25 protein-coding genes are annotated in these 21,952 nt (G+C 34.6%); 17 read left to right on the top strand and 8 right to left on the bottom strand.

Annotated elements, in window-relative coordinates; genetic code table 11:
* Window positions 1-3: 3 nt before the first annotated feature.
* On the bottom strand, window positions 4-1,761 hold the full coding sequence (aspS, locus tag SMGD1_RS13570; protein ID WP_008337129.1) for an aspartate--tRNA ligase: 1,758 nt from the start codon (window positions 1,759-1,761) through the stop codon (window positions 4-6).
* A 165-nt stretch (window positions 1,762-1,926) separates the two neighbouring features.
* On the opposite strand from aspS, the gene SMGD1_RS13565 reads away from it, so the two are divergent.
* The 12 genes from SMGD1_RS13565 (at window position 1,927) to mrdA (ending at window position 12,530) form a co-directional block, all read left to right on the top strand.
* A complete protein-coding gene (locus SMGD1_RS13565) occupies window positions 1,927-2,781 on the top strand; it encodes an NAD(+)/NADH kinase (RefSeq protein WP_008337085.1) in 855 nt (284 codons plus the stop codon).
* A 2-nt stretch (window positions 2,782-2,783) separates the two neighbouring features.
* The gene (locus SMGD1_RS13560; RefSeq protein ID WP_008337093.1) at window positions 2,784-4,319 is read left to right on the top strand and encodes an AAA family ATPase; all 1,536 of its coding nucleotides are present in this window, start codon (window positions 2,784-2,786) and stop codon (window positions 4,317-4,319) included.
* The gene (locus SMGD1_RS13555) at window positions 4,316-5,092 is read left to right on the top strand and encodes a TatD family hydrolase (protein WP_008337445.1); all 777 of its coding nucleotides are present in this window, start codon (window positions 4,316-4,318) and stop codon (window positions 5,090-5,092) included. Before SMGD1_RS13560 ends, SMGD1_RS13555 begins: the two co-directional genes overlap by 4 nt.
* Window positions 5,093-5,148: 56 nt before the next feature.
* On the top strand, window positions 5,149-6,378 hold the full coding sequence (locus SMGD1_RS13550; protein WP_241761494.1) for a lytic transglycosylase domain-containing protein: 1,230 nt from the start codon (window positions 5,149-5,151) through the stop codon (window positions 6,376-6,378).
* A complete protein-coding gene (locus SMGD1_RS13545; RefSeq protein ID WP_241761493.1) occupies window positions 6,371-7,189 on the top strand; it encodes a septal ring lytic transglycosylase RlpA family protein in 819 nt (272 codons plus the stop codon). The genes SMGD1_RS13550 and SMGD1_RS13545 overlap by 8 nt, the downstream gene beginning before the upstream one ends.
* Before the next feature lie 2 nt (window positions 7,190-7,191).
* Window positions 7,192-7,764, top strand: coding sequence for an imidazoleglycerol-phosphate dehydratase HisB (gene hisB / locus SMGD1_RS13540; RefSeq protein ID WP_008337505.1), 573 nt, complete (start codon window positions 7,192-7,194; stop codon window positions 7,762-7,764).
* Entirely contained in the window at window positions 7,761-8,255 is a 495-nt protein-coding gene (locus SMGD1_RS13535; protein WP_008337322.1) for a KdsC family phosphatase, read from the top strand. Before hisB ends, SMGD1_RS13535 begins: the two co-directional genes overlap by 4 nt.
* Complete coding sequence (lptC, locus tag SMGD1_RS13530) at window positions 8,212-8,778, top strand: LPS export ABC transporter periplasmic protein LptC (RefSeq protein ID WP_262823913.1); 567 nt, start codon at window positions 8,212-8,214, stop codon at window positions 8,776-8,778. Before SMGD1_RS13535 ends, lptC begins: the two co-directional genes overlap by 44 nt.
* Window positions 8,779-8,780: 2 nt before the next feature.
* Entirely contained in the window at window positions 8,781-9,248 is a 468-nt protein-coding gene (gene lptA / locus SMGD1_RS13525; protein WP_008337389.1) for a lipopolysaccharide transport periplasmic protein LptA, read from the top strand.
* 1 nt (window position 9,249) lies between these two features.
* Window positions 9,250-9,882 (top strand): ribosome biogenesis GTP-binding protein YihA/YsxC, encoded by a 633-nt coding sequence (yihA, locus tag SMGD1_RS13520; RefSeq protein WP_008337491.1) that lies wholly within the window; start codon window positions 9,250-9,252, stop codon window positions 9,880-9,882.
* Window positions 9,875-10,333 carry an N-acetyltransferase gene (locus SMGD1_RS13515; protein WP_008337449.1) on the top strand — a complete coding sequence of 153 codons (459 nt, stop codon included), beginning with the start codon at window positions 9,875-9,877 and terminating at the stop codon, window positions 10,331-10,333. The genes yihA and SMGD1_RS13515 overlap by 8 nt, the downstream gene beginning before the upstream one ends.
* A 415-nt stretch (window positions 10,334-10,748) precedes the next feature.
* Window positions 10,749-12,530, top strand: coding sequence for a penicillin-binding protein 2 (gene mrdA / locus SMGD1_RS13505; RefSeq protein WP_008337488.1), 1,782 nt, complete (start codon window positions 10,749-10,751; stop codon window positions 12,528-12,530).
* Between the two features lie 59 nt (window positions 12,531-12,589).
* Here mrdA and SMGD1_RS13500 read toward each other — a convergent pair whose 3' ends face one another.
* The 3 genes from SMGD1_RS13500 to SMGD1_RS13490 all read right to left on the bottom strand — a co-directional run bounded on the left by SMGD1_RS13500 (window position 12,590) and on the right by SMGD1_RS13490 (window position 14,200).
* A complete protein-coding gene (locus SMGD1_RS13500; protein ID WP_008337329.1) occupies window positions 12,590-13,519 on the bottom strand; it encodes a calcium/sodium antiporter in 930 nt (309 codons plus the stop codon).
* Window positions 13,520-13,521: 2 nt separating this feature from the next.
* On the bottom strand, window positions 13,522-13,941 hold the full coding sequence (gene ybeY / locus SMGD1_RS13495) for an rRNA maturation RNase YbeY (protein WP_008337475.1): 420 nt from the start codon (window positions 13,939-13,941) through the stop codon (window positions 13,522-13,524).
* A gap of 79 nt (window positions 13,942-14,020) precedes the next feature.
* Window positions 14,021-14,200 carry a hypothetical protein gene (locus tag SMGD1_RS13490; RefSeq protein ID WP_008337494.1) on the bottom strand — a complete coding sequence of 60 codons (180 nt, stop codon included), beginning with the start codon at window positions 14,198-14,200 and terminating at the stop codon, window positions 14,021-14,023.
* Window positions 14,201-14,283: 83 nt separating this feature from the next.
* Here SMGD1_RS13490 and queC point away from each other — a divergent pair, with 83 nt between their 5' ends.
* Window positions 14,284-14,958 (top strand): 7-cyano-7-deazaguanine synthase QueC, encoded by a 675-nt coding sequence (gene queC / locus SMGD1_RS13485; RefSeq protein ID WP_008337297.1) that lies wholly within the window; start codon window positions 14,284-14,286, stop codon window positions 14,956-14,958.
* Window positions 14,936-15,613 (top strand): M48 family metallopeptidase, encoded by a 678-nt coding sequence (locus SMGD1_RS13480; protein ID WP_262823912.1) that lies wholly within the window; start codon window positions 14,936-14,938, stop codon window positions 15,611-15,613. Before queC ends, SMGD1_RS13480 begins: the two co-directional genes overlap by 23 nt.
* On the opposite strand, the gene SMGD1_RS13475 is transcribed toward SMGD1_RS13480, so the two are convergent.
* From SMGD1_RS13475 to rraA, 4 genes are all read right to left on the bottom strand, one after another.
* Entirely contained in the window at window positions 15,603-16,832 is a 1,230-nt protein-coding gene (locus tag SMGD1_RS13475) for a putative glycoside hydrolase (protein WP_008341570.1), read from the bottom strand. The two genes, SMGD1_RS13480 and SMGD1_RS13475, sit on opposite strands and share 11 nt — an antisense overlap.
* Before the next feature lie 71 nt (window positions 16,833-16,903).
* Complete coding sequence (locus tag SMGD1_RS13470; protein WP_008337474.1) at window positions 16,904-18,037, bottom strand: TRAP transporter substrate-binding protein; 1,134 nt, start codon at window positions 18,035-18,037, stop codon at window positions 16,904-16,906.
* 2 nt (window positions 18,038-18,039) lie between these two features.
* A complete protein-coding gene (locus SMGD1_RS13465) occupies window positions 18,040-18,384 on the bottom strand; it encodes a hypothetical protein (RefSeq protein ID WP_008337414.1) in 345 nt (114 codons plus the stop codon).
* Window positions 18,385-18,401: 17 nt separating this feature from the next.
* Window positions 18,402-18,881: a ribonuclease E activity regulator RraA gene (gene rraA / locus SMGD1_RS13460; protein WP_008337542.1), complete on the bottom strand. Its 480-nt coding sequence runs from the start codon at window positions 18,879-18,881 to the stop codon at window positions 18,402-18,404.
* Window positions 18,882-18,990: 109 nt separating this feature from the next.
* Between rraA and glmS the strand changes: the two genes are divergently transcribed.
* From glmS to SMGD1_RS13445, 3 genes are read left to right on the top strand one after another with little or no spacing between them, the layout of a single operon-like run.
* Complete coding sequence (glmS, locus tag SMGD1_RS13455) at window positions 18,991-19,401, top strand: methylaspartate mutase subunit S (RefSeq protein WP_008337597.1); 411 nt, start codon at window positions 18,991-18,993, stop codon at window positions 19,399-19,401.
* On the top strand, window positions 19,401-20,765 hold the full coding sequence (locus SMGD1_RS13450) for a methylaspartate mutase (protein ID WP_008341567.1): 1,365 nt from the start codon (window positions 19,401-19,403) through the stop codon (window positions 20,763-20,765). The genes glmS and SMGD1_RS13450 overlap by 1 nt, the downstream gene beginning before the upstream one ends.
* A complete protein-coding gene (locus SMGD1_RS13445) occupies window positions 20,762-21,952 on the top strand; it encodes a glutamate mutase L (RefSeq protein ID WP_008337357.1) in 1,191 nt (396 codons plus the stop codon). The genes SMGD1_RS13450 and SMGD1_RS13445 overlap by 4 nt, the downstream gene beginning before the upstream one ends.

Below are 21,952 nucleotides of genomic sequence, written 5' to 3'. Positions count from 1 at the left end.
AAATTATGCTTTTACTTGTTCGCGTAGACGAATATGTAGGTCACGAAGTTGAGTGTTGTCAACTGCACTAGGTGCTTTTGTAAGAATACAAGAAGCTTTTTGCGTTTTAGGGAATGCAATAACGTCACGGATGCTTGATTTTTTAGTGATAAGCATCATCATTCTGTCAAAGCCCAAAGCAAAACCACCATGTGGAGGTGCTCCAAACTTAAGTGCATCTAGTAAGAAGCCAAATTTTTCTTGTGCTTCTTCTTCTTCGATTCCTAGAAGTTTAAATACTTCATTTTGTACTGCTTCTTTGTGTATACGAATAGAACCACCACCAAGTTCAGTACCATTTAAAACGATGTCATAAGCGATAGACTCTATCTCTTCTACATCATCTTTATCAGTGTCTTTAGGCTGTGTAAACGGATGGTGAAGTGCTTTTACTCTTCCATCTTCTACTTCGAACATCGGGAAGTCAACTACCCATACAAATTCGAAAGCATCTCTATCTAAGATATTCATCTTTTCATGTTCAGCTATGAAAATTCTAAGTCTACCCATGTAATCCCATACAGTTTTCTTATCACCTGCACCGAAGAATACAACGTCACCAACTTCCATACCAAGTCTTTCAACTAGAAGTGCGATATCATCTTCGGAGAAAAATTTGATAAGTGGACCTTTAAGACCGTCTTCTTTCATCTGGAAGTAACCAAGACCATGAGCACCGAACTGTCTTACGAAGTCTTCGAAGCTTTTCATCTCACGTTTAGAAAATACTAGATCTGCACCAGGAACTTTAAGAGCTTTAATACGGTTAATATGTGGCTTTTTAGCGATGTTAGTAAAGATTTCATTATCACATCTCTCAAAGATATCAATAACATCAACCATTTTAAGATCGTATCTTAAGTCTGGTTTATCAGAACCATACCATTCCATAGCGTTGTTGTAAGTAATGCGGTTAAATGGAGCTTGAACGTTTATGTTACAAGCCTTAAACATCGCAGTAAGAAGTTTTTCTGCCACTACGATTACGTCTTCTTGGTCACAAAAACTCATCTCAACATCTATCTGAGTAAACTCAGGCTGTCTATCAGCACGTAAATCTTCATCACGGAAACATTTAGCTATCTGGAAGTAACGGTCAAATCCGCCAACCATCAGAAGTTGTTTAAAAAGCTGTGGTGATTGAGGAAGAGCGTAAAACTCTCCATTGTGAACACGAGACGGAACTAGATAATCTCTAGCACCCTCAGGAGTTGACTTAGTTAAAATAGGAGTCTCTACCTCTAAGAAGCCATTTTCATCAAGAATATTTCTTGCAGCGATTGCTGCTTTAGAACGAAGACGAAACGTTTCGTATACTGCAGGATCACGAAGCTCTAGGTAACGATACTTGAGTCTTGTCTCTTCACCAACATTAGGATCACCTATAACAAAAGGAACAGGAGCACTTTTATTCTCAATAATAAGCTCAGTAACTATAATTTCTATAGCACCAGTTTTTAGCTTTGGATTTGTTAAACCTTCACCACGAAGACGAACTTTACCTTTAGCAATTAAAACGTATTCATCACGAACACCATCAGCAACTTTATGTGCCTGAGCACCATCTTCAGGGTCACATGTTAGTTGAATAAGACCTGTTTTATCTCTTAAATCGATAAAGATAATTCCGCCGTGGTCACGATGATTATTTGCCCAGCCTGTTAGAACAACATCTTGTCCTACATTTGTTTCATTTAAATCTGTACAGTAATGACTTCTCAAAATATAGAATCCTATATATAATTTTCGCGATTATATCAAAAGTTGGCTTATCCAAGACTAAGAGAGCTACTTAAATAAAATGTTTGCATGACAATTTGCAATATTTTTAGTTTTTAAACCACAAGAGTGTATAATAAGATAAAAATATTTATAAAAGAGATTAGTTTGCAAGCAAGTAACATAAAAAAAATTGGTGTTCTTCTAAGACCATCAACCCCAGAACTCAAGAGCAGTTATTTTAAACTTGAAAAGATTTTCAAGAATCATGGTATTGATGTTTATCTAGACAGTATTAGTGGTGCTATGATAGATATTATGGGAACTGAATTTGACGCTTTGTGTATGCATGTAGATGCTCTTGTAACACTCGGAGGTGATGGAACTCTTATCTCTGCTGTTAGAAGGTCTTTTAAATACGACATCCCTGTTTTAGGTGTTTACGCAGGTAGTTTGGGTTTTTTAGCAGATGTAAATCTGGATGAACTTGACGAATTTGTAGAGAATATGGTTAGGGGCAAAAGTAGAGTAGATGAACGTTCTGTTTTAGAAGTTAGAATAGTAAGCGAGAACGATGAGAGAAAAATGTATGCTTTTAATGATATGGTTCTAACTCGTCCTTCTGTTTCAAATATGATACATATCGAAACGTTAGTAGATGGGAAAGCCTTTAATACCTACTATGGAGACGGTGTTATTGTTGCTACTCCTACAGGTTCAACTGCTTATAATGTTTCTGCTGGAGGTCCTGTTCTCTTTCCTCTTTCTAAAGTTTTTGTGCTTACTCCTATATGTCCTCACTCTCTAACTCAAAGACCGGTTGTGCTTCCCGGTGAGTTCTCTATTGAGATGAAAACACCAGAACCTAGAGCTTTGGTAATCATAGATGGTCAAGATATGCATGAACTAGATAAAAATCAAAGTGTTCATATTAAGCTAGCAACAAGGACAGCTAAATTGATTCATAGAGAAGAATTTAACTACTTTGATGTACTTAAACAAAAACTTAGATGGGGGGAGTAAAGATGATAGAGAGATTTTATCTAAAAGACTATCTTAGTTTTAGAGAGATTGAACTGAACCCAACTGCAGGACTTGTAGTTTTTACGGGTCCAAGCGGTAGCGGTAAGTCTATACTTATGAAATCAATACTTTCATCCTTAGGTGCAGAATCTTGTGAAGCGTCTCTGTGTGAATCAAGTGTTACATGGGAAATAAATTCTGCTGATACTGGTATAGAAAATGATGATATAAATATCTTTAAACACATTAAAAAAGACAAATCAAGATACTTCATAAACAACCAAAGTGTTTCCAAAAAAGCTATATCAGGCCTTTCTTCAAACTATTTAAGACACCTGAGCCTGAAAGATTTTAGTGATTTTGAAAATGAAAACCTAATCTCTATATTAGATACTAGAATTCAAAACAAATCTAAAGATATCTACAATATTAAAGATGAGTATAAAAAATTATTTATTGAACATAGAGAGGTCAGGGTAGAACTAAACCAAATCGAAGAAGAAGAGAGAAAGATAGTAGAGCTTAAAGAATTTGCAACTTTTGAGATAAATAAGATTCAAGAAATAGATCCAAAAGTATCTGAAGATGAAGAATTATTGGAGATAAAAAAAGAGCTATCCCGTAAAGAGAAAGTCTTGGAAACTATATCTTTAGCGAACTCGATTTTTGATAATGAACATTCAGTTAACAGTGCTTTAGACTCGCTAGATGCAGACAGTTCTTTCTTCGATGACACTATGAATGAGTTAAGAGCTCTATTTGATAGTGCAGAAGCAAAATTTAATGCTCTTGAAGATGTAGACATAGAAGAGGTTTTAAATCGAATAGAAGAGCTTAGTGGACTTAAGAGAAGATATGGAAGCATAGAAGAAGCTCTTGCATATAAAGAGCAAAAAATAATCGAACTAGCTAAGTATGAAAATATTGAAATTACAAAAGATGAACTGGTTAAAAGAGAAGCAGCATTAAGCAGTGAAGTTAAAAAACTTTCAAATTTATTAACTGCTCTTAGAGAAGAAGAACTTAAGTCATTTAACGATGATTTAAACAGATATCTAGAAGAACTGTATCTGAGAAATGCAAAAGTTACTATGCAAGATTCAGAGATGTGTGATTATGGTAAGGATGAAATACTAGTGAAGCTAAACAACACAGAACTACAAAAAGTGAGTACTGGAGAATTTAACAGGCTTCGTCTTGCTATACTGGCTATGAAATCAGAGTTTATGAGCCAAAATGGCGGTGTTTTAATGCTTGATGAGATAGATGCTAATCTTAGCGGTGAAGAGTCTATGAGCGTTGCGAAAGTCTTAAGGCAACTCTCAAAACATTTCCAAATATTTGTAATCTCACATCAGCCTCAACTTACTTCTATGGGTGAGCAACACTTCTTAGTGCATAAAAGTGGAGATGAGTCTATGGTCAAAGAACTTAGCTTTGATGACAGAGTAGATGAAATTGCTAGAATCATCAGCGGAGACAGCGTTTCAAATGAAGCAAAAAGTTTTGCAAAAGAACTTTTAGAGGCGAGTAGATGATAATTGATACACATATTCATTTGGATGACCCAAGATATAACGACGACATAGATGATGTACTCAACAGAGCAAGAGAGGGTGGAGTAAAGAGGTTTATTATTCCAGGAGCTCATCCAAATACACTAGAGAGAGCTTTAGAAATAGTTGAAGCAAATAGTGACGTTTATTTTGCTGTTGGTGTTCATCCTTATGATATGGACTCTTTTGATGCACTTGACTTTGACAAGTATGCTAAACACGAAAAGTGTGTAGCAATCGGCGAATGCGGGCTAGACTACTTTAGACTAGAAGGTAGTGATGAAGATAAACTAAAAGAAAAAGAGCGCCAAAAAGAAGTTTTTAGAGCGCAGATAGAGCTTGCGAAAAAGTATAAAAAACCTCTGATTATTCATATTAGAGATGCTTCTAGAGACTCTAAGGAGATACTACTAGCCTCAGATGCTAAAGAAGTTGGTGGAGTTTTACATTGCTACAATGCCGATGAAGAACTTTTATCTTTAGCAAAAGAGGGTTTTTATTTTGGTATTGGCGGTGTTTTAACCTTTAAAAATGCAAAGAAATTACTTAATGTTTTACCAAAGATCCCAGAAGAGAAACTTCTTATAGAAACAGATGGACCATATTTGACTCCTGCACCACATAGAGGGGAACGAAATGAGCCTTTTTATACTACTTTTGTAGCGCAAAAAATGTCTGAACTTTTAGATATTCCACTTAAAAATATCAAGGATATAACAACACAAAATGCCCAAAAACTCTTTGCTTTACGCTGATTTTAATATTTTTTTGGGTAGAATCTAAGCTTTAAATTTAAAATTAGAGTTACTAAATGATAAAATATTTTCTTCTACTACTTTTACCGATCCTGCTGAGTGCTAATTTAACATATGTTTTCAACCACAACAAGGAAGTGGCTCTTTTGGAGTCATTTGATATTGAGGCTTCTTTCCTTTATGATCCGATTATGAATCAGATGAAGGTTGAAAAGTCAACAATACAGAAAAATAAACATTTCTTCAAAGCTATGGATGAAGCATATACCTTTATCCCTGCTATTAAAGGTATTTTGGCTAAACATGGCGTTCCTCCGGAGTTTTTGTATCTTGCAATGGCAGAGTCAAACTTTTCAACAAAAGCATATTCTAAAAAAAGAGCATCTGGACTTTGGCAGTTTATGCCAGGTACGGCAAAACTTTACGGGCTTAAGATTGATGAATATGTAGATGAGAGACGTGATCTTATCAAGTCAACTGAAGCAGCAGCGAAATATCTATCATCTCTTCATAAAAGATTTGGCAAGTGGTATTTAGCTGCTATCGCTTACAACTGTGGTGGCGGAAGATTAAATCATGCCATTAAAAAAGCAGGCAGTAATGAACTTTCTGTTTTACTTGATCCTAAAAAGAAATATATTCCAAGAGAGAGTAGATACTACATCAGAAAAATCGTAGCCCTTGCTATGGTAGGACAAGATGAGCAATTTTTAATGCACAGTGAATATGAGCATCTATTAAATCGTGCAAATGCTTACTCGATTTCAACTGTGCAACTCTCAAGTGGTGATTCAATTGTTAGATTATCTAAAATGGTTGGTATACCTTTGGGAGAGTTGAAAAAATTAAACAGACACCTTAAATATGACTTTGTACCTCCTTATGCAGATTCTTATGAAGTTTATATCCCATATATCAAGTTAAATGAGTTTAAACGTAAATATCAGCCAGAACCAATGAAAAATATCTATAAAGTCCATGTGGTAACAAAAGGTGATAACTTATCTTTTATAGGAAAAAAATATGGTGTTTCATACAATGTTATCAAAGACTTTAATAAACTTAAAAGTTTTCGCTTAAAATTAAACCAGAGACTTATAATCCCTATAGACATCAGAATAAAAGCAACAAAAATAGATACAAGACATTATTACATGGTAAAAAAAGGAGACACACTAGATTCTATATCTAAAGCTCACAAAGTAAGTGTTCAAAATATTAAACTTCAAAACCATTTAAGTGGAAGTGCAATCAGAATAGGCGACAGGCTAAAAATAAATGAATAAACTAATATCTGTTTTATTGATTTTATCTGTATTGTTTTTTAGTGCCTGTAGCACAAGAGGCAAGAGGGTATATAATAGCCATAAATATTCTGCACCTAAATCTTACTCAGCAAATAAAAGCGATCATAGCTCTGTTATGGACAACAAGACATATTCTCATCCCACGATGAGACCTTATGTTATTAGAGGTATTAAGTATTATCCTACAGTTGTGGGTGTTGGTGATGAGTTTGACGGTAGAGCTAGCTGGTATGGTCCTGATTTTCATGGAAAACATACTTCTAATGGTGAAATATATAATATGTATGATATGACTGCAGCACACAAAACGTTGCCTATGAATACAATTGTAAAAGTTACAAATCATGATAATGGCATGTCTACGGTAGTAAGGATTAATGATAGAGGACCTTTTGTAGATACTAGAATTATAGATCTTTCTAAATCAGCAGCTAGTAAAATAAATATGATTGCTACTGGAACTGCTCCTGTAAGTATAGAAATTTTAGGTTTTGAGTCAAAAGGAAAAAAGAAGATCCCAACGATAGCAGAGTTAAAAAAATCACCTCAAAAAGCTACTATCAGCGAATTTGCTCTGCAGATAGCATCTTTTTCAAAAGCAGAGGGAGCTTTAAAGACACAAGAATTATATGATAATACAGATGGATACAGAACTGTTATAAAAGATATGGAAAATGAAGATGGTAGAATTTTTAAAGTTTGGCTAAAAGGCTTTAAAAGTGAGCAAGAAGCAAGAGATTACAAATCACAAGGTAATTTTGAAAATGCATTTATAGTAAGAGAGGATTAAACATGATTAGTAAAAGCAGAAAAACAAAAGAGACAGATATTACAATTTCATTAGAACTATACGGAAAAGGCAATAGTAACATAGATACAGGTGTTGGTTTTTTAGATCACATGCTTGAAAGCTTTTCAAAGCACTCACTTATTGACATGAACATAAAGTGTGTTGGTGATACTCACATAGATGACCATCACAGTGTTGAAGATGTTGGGATTGTTCTTGGATCTTTAATTGCAGATGCTATCTATCCTGTTGAAAATATAGAGAGATTTGGTAGTGCTAACATCGTAATGGATGAAGCATGTGTCTCTTGTGACTTAGACCTAAGTAATAGACCATTTTTAGTGTACGAATCTGATGTTGCGGGCAAGGTTGGCAATTTTGACACAGAGCTAGTTGAAGAGTTCTTTAGAGCATTGGTGCTTAATGCAAGAATAAGCACCCATATTATTACTCTTAGAGGAAGAAATAAGCATCATATTATTGAAGCATCGTTTAAAGCTCTCGCAGTTGCTATTCGTCGCGCAACTACAAAAAATGAAAGAGTTGGTATTCCAAGCACTAAAGATGTTTTATGATTAAGTTGATTATTTTAGATGTAGATGGCTGCTTAACTAATGGCGGGCTTATATATTCAGCAGATGCGATAGAGAGTAAAATCTTTAATGTAAAAGATGGTCTTGGTATCAGTACTTGGATAAAAATGGGTAATCAAGTCGCTATCATAACAGGAAGAAACTCTAAAATAGTTCAAAGAAGAGCTGAAGAGCTTGGCATTCAGCACATTCATCAGGGCATAAGAGATAAAGATAGAGTCTTAAAAGAGATAGTTAGCTCACTTGGACTTAGCTTCTACGAAGTTGGTGCTATTGGTGATGATTTAAATGATTATAACATGCTAAGTCTAGTTGGTAAAAGTTTTACGCCAAATGATGGCGTAAAAGAGATTAAAGAGATCGTAAATAAAGTTCTAACTCGCAATGGCGGTGACGGTGCCGTAAGAGAGATGATTGACACTCTAGTTGATGAAAACGACCAGAGAGAAGAATTTATGGCAGTATGGATATAGATTGAATATAAATATATTTTTCATAGGAATTTCAATAGGATTGTTAATGATATTTATTGGTTTTAAACCAATGAATATCAAACAGCAAGAGTTTGTTGATGTCCCACTTTTTCAGCTTGAAGCTTTTACGCTTCATGAACTTTCTCAAGATGGGTTAGTAACGCTTATGAAGGGTTCTAAAGCTATTAGATATAATGATAGATATAAAGTTTTTAACATAGACTATACAGATAACTCTAAAAATTTTATTGCTAATATGAGAGCTGATAATGGATTATATAGAGATAAAGATGATGTTATAGATCTTACTGGAAACGTGATTTACAACAGAGAAGACGGTCTGATTTTTGAATCACAAGAGGCAACTTACAACAAAAAAAGTGCAATTGCCAAGACAAATAAAGATTATGTGATATATAGAGATTCAAACAGGGTTGTTGGGACTTCACTTACTTACGATAATCGCTTAAATAGAGTAAAATCTAAAAATGTAGTAGCAAAATACCAAATACAGGAGAAATAATTATGAAACTTTTAACAATTATGACAATTTTTTTAGCATCATCTTTAATATCACAAGAGTTAAAGATAAAAGCAAATCAGTTTGACGCAGATGAAAAAACAGGTATATCTATATTTCAAGGTAAAGTTAATATCATTAAAGGTAATGATGAGCTTAATGCTTCGAAAGTAACTGTGCATACAGATGCTAAGCATCAGCCTACGAAGTATATAGCAGAAGGTGAGGTTTCATTTAATATAGAAACAAAAAAAGGATCTCTATACCAGGGTGTAGCCGGAAAAGTTATCTATATGCCTACAATCAAAGAGTATCACTTTTTCACGGATGTTCATTTAAAACAGATAGATGAGAAAAAAGAGATTATAGGTGACGAAGTTGTGCTCAAAACTATAGAGGGCAAAGCGTACGCAAGAGGGGCTAAAAAAGAGCCTGTTATAATGATTTTTAAAATGGTTGAGGAGAAAGAATAATATGGTTGAAATAGTAGAAGCAAAGTTTGTTACTTCCGCAGCAAATATAAGTGGTGCACCTGAAACCGATGAGCAAAATGAAGTTGTCTTTATGGCACGCTCAAACGTAGGTAAGAGCTCCCTTTTAAATGCACTTACGAATCACAAAGGACTTGCTAAAGTATCATCAACCCCTGGTAAAACACGATTGATTAACTATTTTGATGTAACTTTTATAGATAGAGAAAATTCTCAAAAAAGTATTGCTAAATTTGTGGATTTGCCAGGTTTTGGTTATGCAAAAGTTTCAAAATCTATGAAGTACGACTGGGAGAGAAATCTAACTGATTATATCTCTCAAAGAGAACAGATTAAACTTTTTATTCATCTTATTGATTGTAGGCATCCAGATCTTGAAATTGACACTTCGGTGAGTGAGTTTTTATTTGATAACTGTAGAGAAAATCAATATATATTACAAATTTTTACCAAGGTAGATAAACTTAATCAAAAAGAGCAAAATGCACTAAGAACAAAGTTTCCAAATGCTATGATGGTATCTAGCTCTAAAAAAAGAGGGATGCAAAAAGCAATCCAGGTTATATATGATATTTTACATGAAAATGAACAAGAGCGAGAGGAAATAGATGATTAATTATCAAAAGGCAAAGCTTAGCGACATAAAAAATATGCAAGAGCTTGTTTTACCTGAAATTGAATCTGGAATTATTTTAAATAGAAGTAACGATGAAGTTGCTACAAATATCAGATCATATACTCTGTGTTTTAAAGATGGAGAACTAATTGGTTTCTGCGCACTGCATATTCATACGGAATATCTTGCAGAAATCAGATCTCTAATTGTCAAAGAAGGCTTTAGAGGGCAAAAAACAGGTGAAAATTTAGTTAAAACTTGTCTTGTTGAAGCTCAAAACCTAGGACTTCAAAAAGTTCTATGTCTTACATATAGACAACCTTTCTTTGAGAGATTAGGTTTCGTTGAAATACCAAAAGAGTCGCTTCCTGAACATAAGATTTGGGCTGATTGTATAAAGTGTAAACATTTTCCAGTATGCAACGAAGTATCTCTAATCAAAACTCTTTAGCGCCTCTCATATATGTGCTGTTATTTACAGTATATGAGAGTCTAAGTAGTATCTATCTATTCTTGCCTCCACTTTTTGCTGTCTTATTTGTACTTTTTGTAGACGCGCTAAAAAGAGAAGACAGTATTGCCATATTTTTAACTGCTTTTTGTCTTGTTATTTTAGAATCTCAAATGGGTTATCCACTTTTTAGCTCTATCATATATTTTGGACTTATTTATAAGTTTATAATACCTAAGTTAAAAAAGAATTTTGGTTGCGCTTCTTGTATTAAAGCATCATATGTTTTAATTACTTATGTAGGCTTTTACCTGTTTTTATCAGTGCTGTCAAATATTTTTTTGCTTCCAATGCCAAATGTTAATTACTATATAATTTACTATATAGTAATTGAATTTTTTATAGTGAGTATTTTATGAAAATCAAATTTATCCTTGCTATATTTATTATAACTTGGCTGACTCTTATAGTTAGAGTGTTTTTTCTTGCAGTTGAATCAAACACGTATTACGAGAATCTTTCTCATTCAAATACTATAAAAAGTGAAAAAATAGCACCAGTTAGAGGTGAAATTGTAGATAGAAATAACAGGCCTGTAGCCATAAACGAACTAGGTTTTAAGATACAGCTTCGTCCACATCTGCGCTTGAAAAAAAACATTAAGATTTTTAATGAAGAGATAGACAATATAGTTAAACTACTTCCTAATTTGAATAGAGAAAGGTTGATTGCAGACTACATAAAAAAAGACTCTTACTATAATCACAACTATATAGATATAGTTCATTTTATCTCTAACGAAGATATTATGCCTGTATATTCTGTTCTTAGTTTAAGAGAAAACGTAAATATTGTTCCAGCTCCAAAGAGATACTATCCATATGGAGATATTGGCTCACATACCATTGGCTATGTGTCCCGTGCAAACAAAAAAGACATAAAAGATGATAAATTATTAGAACTTATAGGTTATACGGGTAAAACAGGAATTGAAAATTATTACAATACTTATCTTCAAGGAGAAGCAGGAGAAAGGGAAATAAAAGTAAATGCTAATAATCAGGAGATAGAAGAGCTTTCTTATGTCGGCGCAAATGAAGATAGAAAGCTCACCCTTAGCATCGATATAGAGTTTCAAAAATATGTATCCTCTCTTTTTGATAAAAAGGCCGGCGCAGTTATTGTGATGGGCGTTGATGGTGCTATTCTTGCTGCTAGTAGCTTTCCAGAGTATGATTTAAATACGTTTGTATCAGGAATCTCTCATGAAGTATGGAATAAACTTTCAAAAAGTTTGGACAAACCGTTCACGAACAAGCTCGTAAACGGTCTCTATCCTCCAGGCTCAACCATTAAAACCGGTTTAGGACTACTCTATATAACAACCGATATTGATAAAACTTGGACCGTTGATTGTAGATCTTCTATGCCACTTGGTAAACGTGTATTTAGATGTTGGAAAAAAGATGGACATAGAATAACAGGTATAAAGAAAGCTATAAGAGAGAGTTGTGATGATTTTTTCTATAAAGGAAGCCTTCAAGTCGGTATAAAGAAGATGAGCGAAGGTCTTATGAGATATGGTCTTGGCAAAAAAACAGGAGTTGATTTGCCTAATGAGTTTATAGGTGTGGTCCCTTCAAGAGATTGGAAAAGAAAAAGGTACAACAGACCTTGGTTTATTGGTGAAACGGTTAATACTTCAATAGGTCAGGGTGATTTTCTTGTTACCCCTATGCAGATTGCTCAGTTTACTGCTCTTATGGCAACGTCTAAACTGCCAACTCCTCACTTTGCGAAATCTATAGGCACTAAACCATATCAACCTTTAGTACAAGAAGTACTTACTGAAGAAGAGTTGAAGAAACTTCCTTTAATACAACAAGCGATGTATGAAGTTTGTAATTATCCAAAAGGAACAGCGACACAGTATTTAAGCTCGAAGGTAAGTATTGCTGGTAAGACGGGAACTGCTCAGGTTGTAACAATTTTACAAGATATTGAAGACAGGGTGTTAGAACATGAAATGTCATACTACAACCGTTCTCATGCCTGGTTTACTTCTTATGGACCATACAAAAACCCTCAGTATGTTGTTTTAGCTATGGTTGAGCATGGCGGGCATGGTGGTGCCGCAGCTGGTGAGATTGTTTCAAAAATATACAATAAGCTCTTGGAGTTAAAATACATTAAATAACGCCTAATGAGCAAAGCCCATTAGACTACGCTAACCTTGTAGCAAAAGTAAAATAAAATTTATACCAAAGAGTTCTGTATAAATAGAGCTAGAATAATTAATAAAAATATTGCTCCAGCTTTGTTGTAGAGTCTGTTCGCAAGTATAAAAACAAGTGCAATAGATGCTGCTATCATTATTAACATATCAAATTTTGTTGCAAGTAAATCAACAGTTAGTGGATTTACAAGAGAAGCTGCTCCTAAAACCATAGAAAAATTTGCAACGTTTGAACCGATAATGTTTCCAATACTCATCTCAGCATTACCTTTTTTAACGGCAACAATTGAAACTACAAGCTCTGGGAGAGATGTTCCAAGTGAGATTAAGAAAATACCTATAATCCACTCACTAACGCCAAATACTCTTGCTATATTCGTACCACTATCAATAACAAAGTTTGCACCACCAATAGTAAGAGCGAACCCTATAGTAAGCAATAGAACTGTTTTACCCCAGTTAAACTTATCTTTTATAAGATCTTCATCTATCTCTCCACCCAAATCCTCTTTCGAGTCAGTAAAAAGGAACACTAAATATGAAACCATCAGTAGTAGATATAAAAGACCGTCAACTCTTCCTATAACACCATCTTGGACCATTATAAAGAATAGAACTAGCGGAATGATTACCCAGGCACTATCTTGAGCAAAAAGGTTTCTTTTTGGAAGCATCTTTTTACTTATTAGAAATACTGCACCTAAAACTAGGGTGATGTTAAAGATAACACTTCCTACAACATTTGCAACTGCCATATCGCTTTTACCTTGCCCTGCAGCCATCATAGATGCTGCCATCTCAGGCAGAGATGTTCCAAATGCTACAAGTGTAGCACCAATAACAAAGTGAGATATATTAAAATGAAGAGCTATTCTTTCTGATTCTCTAATGATGAAATCAGCTCCAAAAATTAGCGCTGACATAGCAGCTATAAAAATTATAAAATCCATTATTATCCTTGCGTTCTTATTATTAAACTTTTTGGTAAGTCAAACTCTTTTATGAGTCTTGCCTCTTCTTCTCTCATTTCTCCGGTATCTACTTCATGGTCAAATCCAAGTAGATGCAAAAGACCGTGTATAAAGAGTAGGGCAAGCTCGTCGTCTTGTGTGTGACCTAATTCTCTTGAGAGTTCTTCAACGTGCGCAGAGGATATAACTATACTTCCCAACGGGCTCATCGGCATCTCTACATAAGGAAAACTCAAGACATCAGTTGGAGCGTCTATATTTCTGTGCTCTTTGTTGATCTCTTTTATCTCATCTTTACTTGTTATTATAAGTTCTATCTCTTTATCTGTGAATATTGATGCTATTTTATTTAAAAATGCTTCATCTACATTAAGAGAGGTTCTGTTATCTAGTTCAATCATGAATGGGATTATATCTAATGAGGCTTATATTTTGTAAAAGCAGGCGCTAAAAGTGCCTACTTTAAGTTTATTAAGGAGATTAACCAGTTATGTTTAAGTTTTTCCCCATACCAGTTTTTTGAGCTGTAACTTCTTTTGATTGCTCATTTGCGCTTTCAAGGACTTTTAAAACTTGTTGTTCTTGTACCTCTGTAGCTTTTTTCATAACTTCTACTTGTGCGGAAACTGACCCGCTTCCTGATGAAGATGATACATCCATAATGTCTCCTTTATATGCTTATGTGCTCATTATATACCTTAATTGATTTAATCTTTATTAAAAAGATATGCTAAAATTCTTTTATGAATGAACAAAACAAAAAAGCATTATGTGTTATGAGCGGAGGTATGGACTCAACTCTTAGTGCATATATGATGAAAAATAGTGGTTATGAGATAATAGCTCTGCATTTTAATTACAATCAAAGAACGCAAAAAAAAGAGCTTGAATGCTTTCATAAAATATGTGAAGATTTAGATGTAAAAGAGAAGTACATTTTAGATTTGGATTTTTTTGCTCAAATAGGAGCTTCTGCATTAACGGATAAAAGTATAGAAGTCCCAATTGGCGGCATAGAAGAGGGTGTTCCTGTAACTTATGTACCTTTTAGAAATGGTATATTTTTAAGTATGGCTGCAGCTGTAGCTGAAAAAGAGGGTGCCAATGTTATTAGCATCGGTGTAGTTGAAGAGGACAGCAGCGGTTATCCTGATTGTAGAGAATCATACATAAATAGTATGGAGCAGTCTATAAACCTAGGTACCAAAGATGAGACAAATATAGAGATTAAAATGCCTTTGGTGCATCTAAAAAAATCTCAGATAGTTCAAAAATCACTGGAATTAAATGTTCCTCTTTCTCTTACATGGAGTTGCTACAAGAACGAAGACAAAGCTTGTGGAGTCTGTGACAGCTGTAGACTTAGACTAAACGGTTTTAAACTAGCTGGAGTTAGTGATCCAATTGACTACGAGTGAAATAAGCTTTAAAGATTTGAACATTATTCATATCTGCAAGCCAAGTTTAAAAAACAGCTATATAAGTATAAGAGAAGACTTGAAAGTAGTCTTGAAAACATCAAAGGTCTCTCGTAGCTACATAGAAAAGCTACTTATAGAAAAAGAGGGCTGGATAAGAAAACAGCTCTTTAAAAGAGAACAAAATCCTCCGATTCAAATCAACCTAGAAGATGAAGTCCTACTTTTTGGAGAAGTATATAGCGTAGATGCTGATGAATCTACAGAATTACGCAATTTACTGCATAGACTAAGAAAGCCAAATCAAAAAAATATACTCAGATGCTACGATGATTTTTATAAAATCTTTGGAAAATCGCATCTAGGCTCACGACTAGAATATTACTCACAAATTATGGATTTAAACTACAAAGAGATGAAGCTTAAAAAGATGAGAAGCAGATGGGGAAGTTGCAGTTCAGATAGAGTTATTACTTTTAATACTCAGCTTATAAAGCTCGAAAAAGAGCAGATAGACTATGTTGTGGTTCATGAGTTGGCTCACTTAGTTCATATGAACCACTCAAAAGATTTTCATAATTTAGTAAAAAACTACTTCCCAGATGCTATGAGAGTCAGAAAAGAGATAAGAAGTAGACAAAACTTTACTTTTTAGAAGGCTCAAAATACTCTTCATGATACCTGCTCGAAGGTGACCATAGCATCCATCCACTTGTGTTAGTGTCATCAGATGCCCTTATCTGCTCATTTACTTCAAACTTTTCATAATGTTTTTTTGTATGTGCATAATCTTTAAAGTACTGCAACCAAGGTCTTACACGTTTGGAATCTATGATTGGTTCTATGTTCTTAATACTTCTGCGTATAACTTCATAAGGATGTTCTGCTGGATGTTCAAAGTAAAATGAACCGCTGGCAAATCCAGAAGGATAAAGCATCGGCGAAATATAGTCGCTGTGCTTTGAAAGAGACTCTATGGTCTGTCCGATACCTATGTCACCTTTTTCCCAACAAATATTTCCATAAGTATCTACTGAGATAAACACTCCATACTTTCTAAGTCTGTTTTTTGCTGAGTATAAAAAGCTCTCTATCGCTTTTGTGCGGTTTTCTTGAGTACTCTCTTTTTTTAGTTTTAATCCTGCCTTTGCAGGAAACCTTATGTAGTCAAAGTTAATCTCATCAAACCCGACTTTTGCAGCTTCTTGGGCGATAGCAATTGTGTACTTGTGGCTTCTTTCATCAAAAGGATCCACCCATGCCATATCATCGTGATTTCTCCAGATAGTACCATCCTCTTTTTTAATCGCATAATCTTCGTTGTTTGAAGCCTGAAGCTCATCTTTAAACACAGCCAATCTTGCAACCATATAGATATTTTTAGACTTCATAACTTCCATAAAGTTTTCTATATCACCAATTGTTCTATCTTTATAAGCACCATAATCGTTTGCTTGCTTAAATGAGGTTTTAAATGAAGTTGACCCATACTCATTTTTTACATCAACAACAATAGTATTTATCTCTGTGTTTTCAATGATATCTAAAATTCTTGCAGTAGTTTTAGAGTATATGTTTGCACCCCAGAAAGTAAGGTATAGTGCTTTTACTTTTATTGGTTCTACGCTAATAGTTGTGATATTAGCATCTGATGAAAATGTATAAGGTCTATAGCCATAAGCTTTTACATGATAGTATTTTTCTTCACTTTTGATAGAGAAAGAACCATTTTCATCTGATTTAACACTTTTTGCAGAGTCGCTTATTATCGCTTTGTCTATAGGTATTAGAGTGTTTTTGTCAATTATTATGCCTTCAAATGAGGCAAAAAGTAGTGTTTGTAGTAGAGCGGATAAAGCTAAAAGTTTTTTCAAGTATGTTCCCGTGATTAATGTTTGCAACTAAAAGCAAATATTATGCCTTTAATCTAAAAACGGATTATACTTCATCTCTCATTTAGAAAGTAACGAAGACTCGCATCGCTCCACTCTTTTGATAGTTTTAGATGATTATCAATAGATGCATATACTCTTTTAAAATCATCATTTTTAGAACTAAGGTCAGCTATAACCTCTTTTAGTGCTTTTTTACCAGCTACTATTACATCGGCAGGATATTGGTGAATATCTATATTTAACTCTTTTAATTTTGCAAGTGCTTTTATATTTTCAGCATGGAAGTGATAAGTCATGTTTGAGTTCATCTCACTAGATGCTACTTCTATGATAGATTTATGCTCAAATGCCAGTTTAGCCCAAGAGTGTTTGTTAAAAGTAAGCTCTAAGATAGAACCTGGCTCATGCCACCCTGAGTAATAGTATGGAGCAACTTTATAAAAGCCCATCTTTATGTCAAGCGCAGGTCCAACCCATTCAGTAGCATCTATAACGCCACGTTCTAAAGATGTATATATCTCTCCTGCAGGAAGTAAAACAGGGTTAACACCCATCTTTGAGAAGACTTCTCCGCCAAGACCAGGCATACGCATCTTAAGCCCTTGCATATCTTCAAGTGAGTTAATTGGTTTTCTATACCATCCACCCATTTGGATGTTAGTATTTCCGCCCATAAAAGGGTAAAGATTATACTTCGCATAATGCTCACGCCAAAGTTCTAGTCCACCGCCAAATAGCATCCATGAGTTTATCTCTTCTGCCGTAAAACCAAATGGAATACCACTGTAAAGTGAAAATGCAGAGTTTTTACCCTTCCAGTAGTATGGTCCGGAGTGAAAGGCATCTATCTGACCGCTACTGCACGCATCAAAAACAGCAAGGGCAGGGACAAGAGTATTTTTAGGGTAGAGTTTTATCTCTAAAGAACCACCGCTTACATCTTTTACTCTTTGAGCAAATTTTTCAACGCCGATTCCCATGATAGGAAAATGAGCAGGCCAGCTTGTAGCGAGTTTTATAATAGTCTTTTTATTTCTATTTATATTTACGCGTTTTTTGTCATCGTCATGTTTTTTTGGATGCTTTGAGTAGTCTATGGCTTGACGATTACTCTCATTGCACCCGCCAAGAGCGAGGGATGCAGTAGAAGCTGTAGCGGCTGTTAAAAAAGTTCTACGATTCATGTCTAGTAATCGTCATCTTCTTCACTATCATAGATAACAAACTTCAGAGCCTGACAAGCTGCGTGAACAGTCTCAGTTTTTAAAGTATCAAAATCAACTTCATTCTTTTCTACATAAGCCTTTAGCTCTTCAGTAGTATCAAGGTTATAACATTTTAAAACTGCACTATCTTCTTTGTTCATCTCTTCATAGACGTCTAAATAAGATTCTAGGGTCTCAGCATCTAAAAGTGAATTCATGTTTTTTTCAAACGGCTCGTATTTTTCTTTTACTTCTTCTATGGCGTCTTCATTTGTTTGGCTTAGTAAGTTGTCAATATCTGTGTACATTTCTTCAATAGTTGTCAATTTTATTCCCTTTGTTTTTATACTATTTTTTCAGGTGTAACGATAACACCATCTGTGTCTGCATAGAGATAGTCTCCATTTTTAAAGCCAATACCGCCAAAAGATAGATGCACGTCTCTTTCACCCTCTGTAACAGGTATATATTTTCTAGGACATGTTCCTAGTGCGTATAGAGCTACTGGGATATCTTTTATCTGGAAAGTATCTCTAATATAGCCATTGACGATTATACCAGCGTAATTATTTTTGTGTGCAAATTTCATCAAGTTTTCGCCGACAACAGCGAAATACTCTTCTCTTACATCTACAACAACAACTTTTCCAGTCCCATCTTCATCACGAAGAAGTTTAACAAGTTCTGAATTGTTTTTGTCTAATCTAATAGTTACTACTTCACCTTGGCATTTGTCTATACCACCATAATTTTTATATTCTGGATCTAAAACGAATACTTTATCAATATGTTCATCACAGATATCTGCTGTAAAAAAATCCATAGATGCTCCCTATTTGCTAATTTGTAAATGTATTCTAGCACCTTATAACCTTATTTTTACATAAACTTTGGTATCTTTACATCCATAAAATATAATAGGTATTAAATAGATGAAAGTAGTAACAGGCGTAGTCGGAAATGACATTCATGTTGTAGCAAATAGATTGATAGAGCTTTCACTAAATGCAAGAGGATTCGAAGTGTTCAACTTAGGTGTAAACACTTACTTGGAAGAATTCTTTGATGCTGTAGTGGAAACAGGGGCAGATATACTTCTTATATCTTCACTAAACGGTGAAGCAGAGGGTTGGAGTAGAGAGATTAAACTACTGAAGTCAAAATACAAGAACTTAGATAATCTCGTAATGATGATTGGTGGTAACTTGGTTGTTGGCAGTGCCGATGCTGAGACAATTATTCCTAAGTATAAAAACTACGGATTTGATCTGGTTTTTCATCAGGTTGACCTAAATACAGGACTTGACACTTTAGAAGAGTTTTTAAAAGAGAGAAATAAATAATGAGTTTGCTCCAAGAAGAGAGAGAAATAATTCTAAGTAATGAGTATGTAGATAACTTTGACTTCGCAGAAGTTGAAGATTTTGTAAAAAATGCAAGTAAAGAACTCTTTATATCTCACCACTTTAAAAACAAAAAGAAGATGCTGGTTCAGCCTCGTGGCGGATTTCCTACTTACAAAAAGCAATTTGCTCTAAATGAGTTCTTTGTAGAAGCAAATGTTGATGTCTTACCTTTGACTATTGACTCAAACACGAGACTCAACGACTATGCAACTGCAAAAAAGATGCTGCGTCTTAGTGAAGAGAACGAAATAGACATGCTAAATGGCTACCCTTTGGTAAATCACGGATATAGAACTACAAGAAAGATGATTACACACTTTAACAAGCCTGTGAGTCTACGTCATGGTACTCCAGATGCTAGACTTCTTATAGAAACGGCTATTGCATCTGGTATCTTTGAGATTGAGGGCGGGCCTATTACTTACCTTCTACCATACTCAAAGAACTTTCCACTGGACAAAGCATTTCTATACTGGAAATATGTGGAAAAAATTTGTGCAAACTACTCAAAACTAAATGAGCCTATAAACAGAGAGTCTTTTGGACCTCTTACAGCTACTTTAGTTCCACCAGCTATTACTATTGTTATTCAGATTATAGAGATGATGCTTTCATTGGAAGAGGGTGTTAAGTCATTTTCTGTATCTTTTTCTCAAACAGGTTCAATGAATCAAGACATCGTAATGGGAGCTGTTATTAAAAAACTGGCACGTCACTACGCCCAAGAAATAAACTGCGCAGATGCAACAATAAATCTTGTGTATCACCAGTGGATGGGAGCTTTTCCTACTAACAAAGACTACGCTGAACAGCTTATAAACATGTCAACTGTTATTGCGGCGATGGTTGGCGCAGATAAAATCATCACAAAAACAAGGGAAGAGGCTTCTGGTATTCCTACTAAGGAAGCAAACGCAAAAACAGTTGCAAATACTCAGTACACACTTGGCATATTAAACGGTCTTCCAAACATAGTAGATAAGGAAGAAGAAGAGATACTGACACTCGAAGTTCATGCAATCATGGAAGCTGTTCTTAACGACCCAGCTGACACTCTATGGAGAAAAGCATTTAACTCCATTAAAAGCGGGATTATCGATGTTCCTTTCTCTCCTCATATCATTAATCACAATGAAATGATTACAATCAGAGATGCAAAGAAAAATATCAGAATCATTAAAAGAGGAAATGTACCTATTCCAGATCGTTGCTTTGAGTATGAAAAAGCACAGTGCGATCTTACAAAAGACACAACAAGCATCGTAAATGATATTATCCATGATATAGGGATTATGCAATGAGTAAAATGAATGACAAACTACTGATAGACGTAGGAAGTACTTACTTCAAAGTCAGTACCCCAACAAGCATAGAGCAGCATCTAAGAGACTTTAACAAAGATATCTATGACGACTTAACACATAAATGCGGCAACACTATAAAGAACTATGAGAAAGATGATGTATATATCTGCTCTTCTGCAAACGGCGGTCTGAGCACACTTATCATAGGTCTTACAAACTCTTTTTCATTAAAGTACGCTAAGAACATCGCTTTTAACTCTGGAATCAATATAATCGAGACTGTAATGTATCAAAATATTGAAGAGTACTCTGTTCCAAGTGACGTTATTGACGTGGTTATTATAGTTGGCGGAATTAATTCTAACTCGAATATCTTCGGTGAAGATTTATACAGCTACCTAGATAAATTAAACTACTCAAACGTTGTATATGTAGGCAGTGAGGGTCAAGCTCCTGCGTTACAAGAGAGGATTGAAAATCTTGTAATATTACCTAATATCATTGATGAAAAACTTCATATTGTAGAAGAAAACTTAAAAGTTTATCTGACAAATCTTTATCAAGAAGATATAGAAGGAAAAGAAGATATCAAACATCTATATGACATTACATCTAACCAGATATACTCGACTCCATATATAGTCAACAAGACCCTTCCTATGATTAATACGAAGTTTTCTGTTGTTGATCCTTATATACTTATAGATATCGGTGGAGCTACTACAGATATTCACTATTCAAAAGACCTAGTTGATGACAATATCGTTACTGAGAATGAATATGACAGACTGGTATTTAAAAAGCTTGGTGTTTACAAGTCAAGAGAATCTCTAATATTTGCTGCACAGAACAACGAGTTTGTTTATGAATTGCTTACGCATCTAAAAGTTACAGAGAACATCTTTCAAGATCAAAGTGAGAAAGCAACAAAAGTGCTAATGCAGCTGGCTATATTCCTTGTTCTTTGTAAGATGTCTCATTATAAACAAGCATATATCAATCTAAAACTGCTCTCTATAAACTCTATAGTGTTTACAGGCGGAATTACAAAAGTTTTATCATCTGGTGAGATAGAAGATATTATCTCATTTTTCTATAAAAAAATACTAAACTCAAACCACAATCCGGCTACTGTTCTCGACAGCAACTACGATATATGGACTCTTGGGGCAAAAGGAAACTAA

It is taken from the genome of Sulfurimonas gotlandica GD1 (assembly GCF_000242915.1).
GTDB classification, from domain to species: domain Bacteria; phylum Campylobacterota; class Campylobacteria; order Campylobacterales; family Sulfurimonadaceae; genus Sulfurimonas; species Sulfurimonas gotlandica.
This window is presented reverse-complemented; position numbering and strand designations above follow the sequence as displayed.

Excerpts from the sequence above, each read along its gene's own strand:
- SMGD1_RS13560 (WP_008337093.1), top strand. The coding sequence starts at position 2,784 with ATGATAGAGAGATTTTATCTAAAAGACTATCTTAGTTTTAGAGAGATT.
- SMGD1_RS13555 (WP_008337445.1), top strand. The coding sequence starts at position 4,316 with ATGATAATTGATACACATATTCATTTGGATGACCCAAGATATAACGAC.
- SMGD1_RS13550 (WP_241761494.1), top strand. The coding sequence starts at position 5,149 with ATGATAAAATATTTTCTTCTACTACTTTTACCGATCCTGCTGAGTGCT.
- SMGD1_RS13545 (WP_241761493.1), top strand. The coding sequence starts at position 6,371 with ATGAATAAACTAATATCTGTTTTATTGATTTTATCTGTATTGTTTTTT.
- hisB (WP_008337505.1), top strand. The coding sequence starts at position 7,192 with ATGATTAGTAAAAGCAGAAAAACAAAAGAGACAGATATTACAATTTCA.
- SMGD1_RS13535 (WP_008337322.1), top strand. The coding sequence starts at position 7,761 with ATGATTAAGTTGATTATTTTAGATGTAGATGGCTGCTTAACTAATGGC.
- lptC (WP_262823913.1), top strand. The coding sequence starts at position 8,212 with ATGAAAACGACCAGAGAGAAGAATTTATGGCAGTATGGATATAGATTG.
- lptA (WP_008337389.1), top strand. The coding sequence starts at position 8,781 with ATGAAACTTTTAACAATTATGACAATTTTTTTAGCATCATCTTTAATA.
- yihA (WP_008337491.1), top strand. The coding sequence starts at position 9,250 with ATGGTTGAAATAGTAGAAGCAAAGTTTGTTACTTCCGCAGCAAATATA.
- SMGD1_RS13515 (WP_008337449.1), top strand. The coding sequence starts at position 9,875 with ATGATTAATTATCAAAAGGCAAAGCTTAGCGACATAAAAAATATGCAA.
- mrdA (WP_008337488.1), top strand. The coding sequence starts at position 10,749 with ATGAAAATCAAATTTATCCTTGCTATATTTATTATAACTTGGCTGACT.
- SMGD1_RS13500 (WP_008337329.1), bottom strand. The coding sequence starts at position 13,519 with ATGGATTTTATAATTTTTATAGCTGCTATGTCAGCGCTAATTTTTGGA.
- ybeY (WP_008337475.1), bottom strand. The coding sequence starts at position 13,941 with ATGATTGAACTAGATAACAGAACCTCTCTTAATGTAGATGAAGCATTT.
- SMGD1_RS13490 (WP_008337494.1), bottom strand. The coding sequence starts at position 14,200 with ATGGATGTATCATCTTCATCAGGAAGCGGGTCAGTTTCCGCACAAGTA.
- queC (WP_008337297.1), top strand. The coding sequence starts at position 14,284 with ATGAATGAACAAAACAAAAAAGCATTATGTGTTATGAGCGGAGGTATG.
- SMGD1_RS13470 (WP_008337474.1), bottom strand. The coding sequence starts at position 18,037 with ATGAATCGTAGAACTTTTTTAACAGCCGCTACAGCTTCTACTGCATCC.
- rraA (WP_008337542.1), bottom strand. The coding sequence starts at position 18,881 with ATGGATTTTTTTACAGCAGATATCTGTGATGAACATATTGATAAAGTA.
- glmS (WP_008337597.1), top strand. The coding sequence starts at position 18,991 with ATGAAAGTAGTAACAGGCGTAGTCGGAAATGACATTCATGTTGTAGCA.
- SMGD1_RS13450 (WP_008341567.1), top strand. The coding sequence starts at position 19,401 with ATGAGTTTGCTCCAAGAAGAGAGAGAAATAATTCTAAGTAATGAGTAT.
- SMGD1_RS13445 (WP_008337357.1), top strand. The coding sequence starts at position 20,762 with ATGAGTAAAATGAATGACAAACTACTGATAGACGTAGGAAGTACTTAC.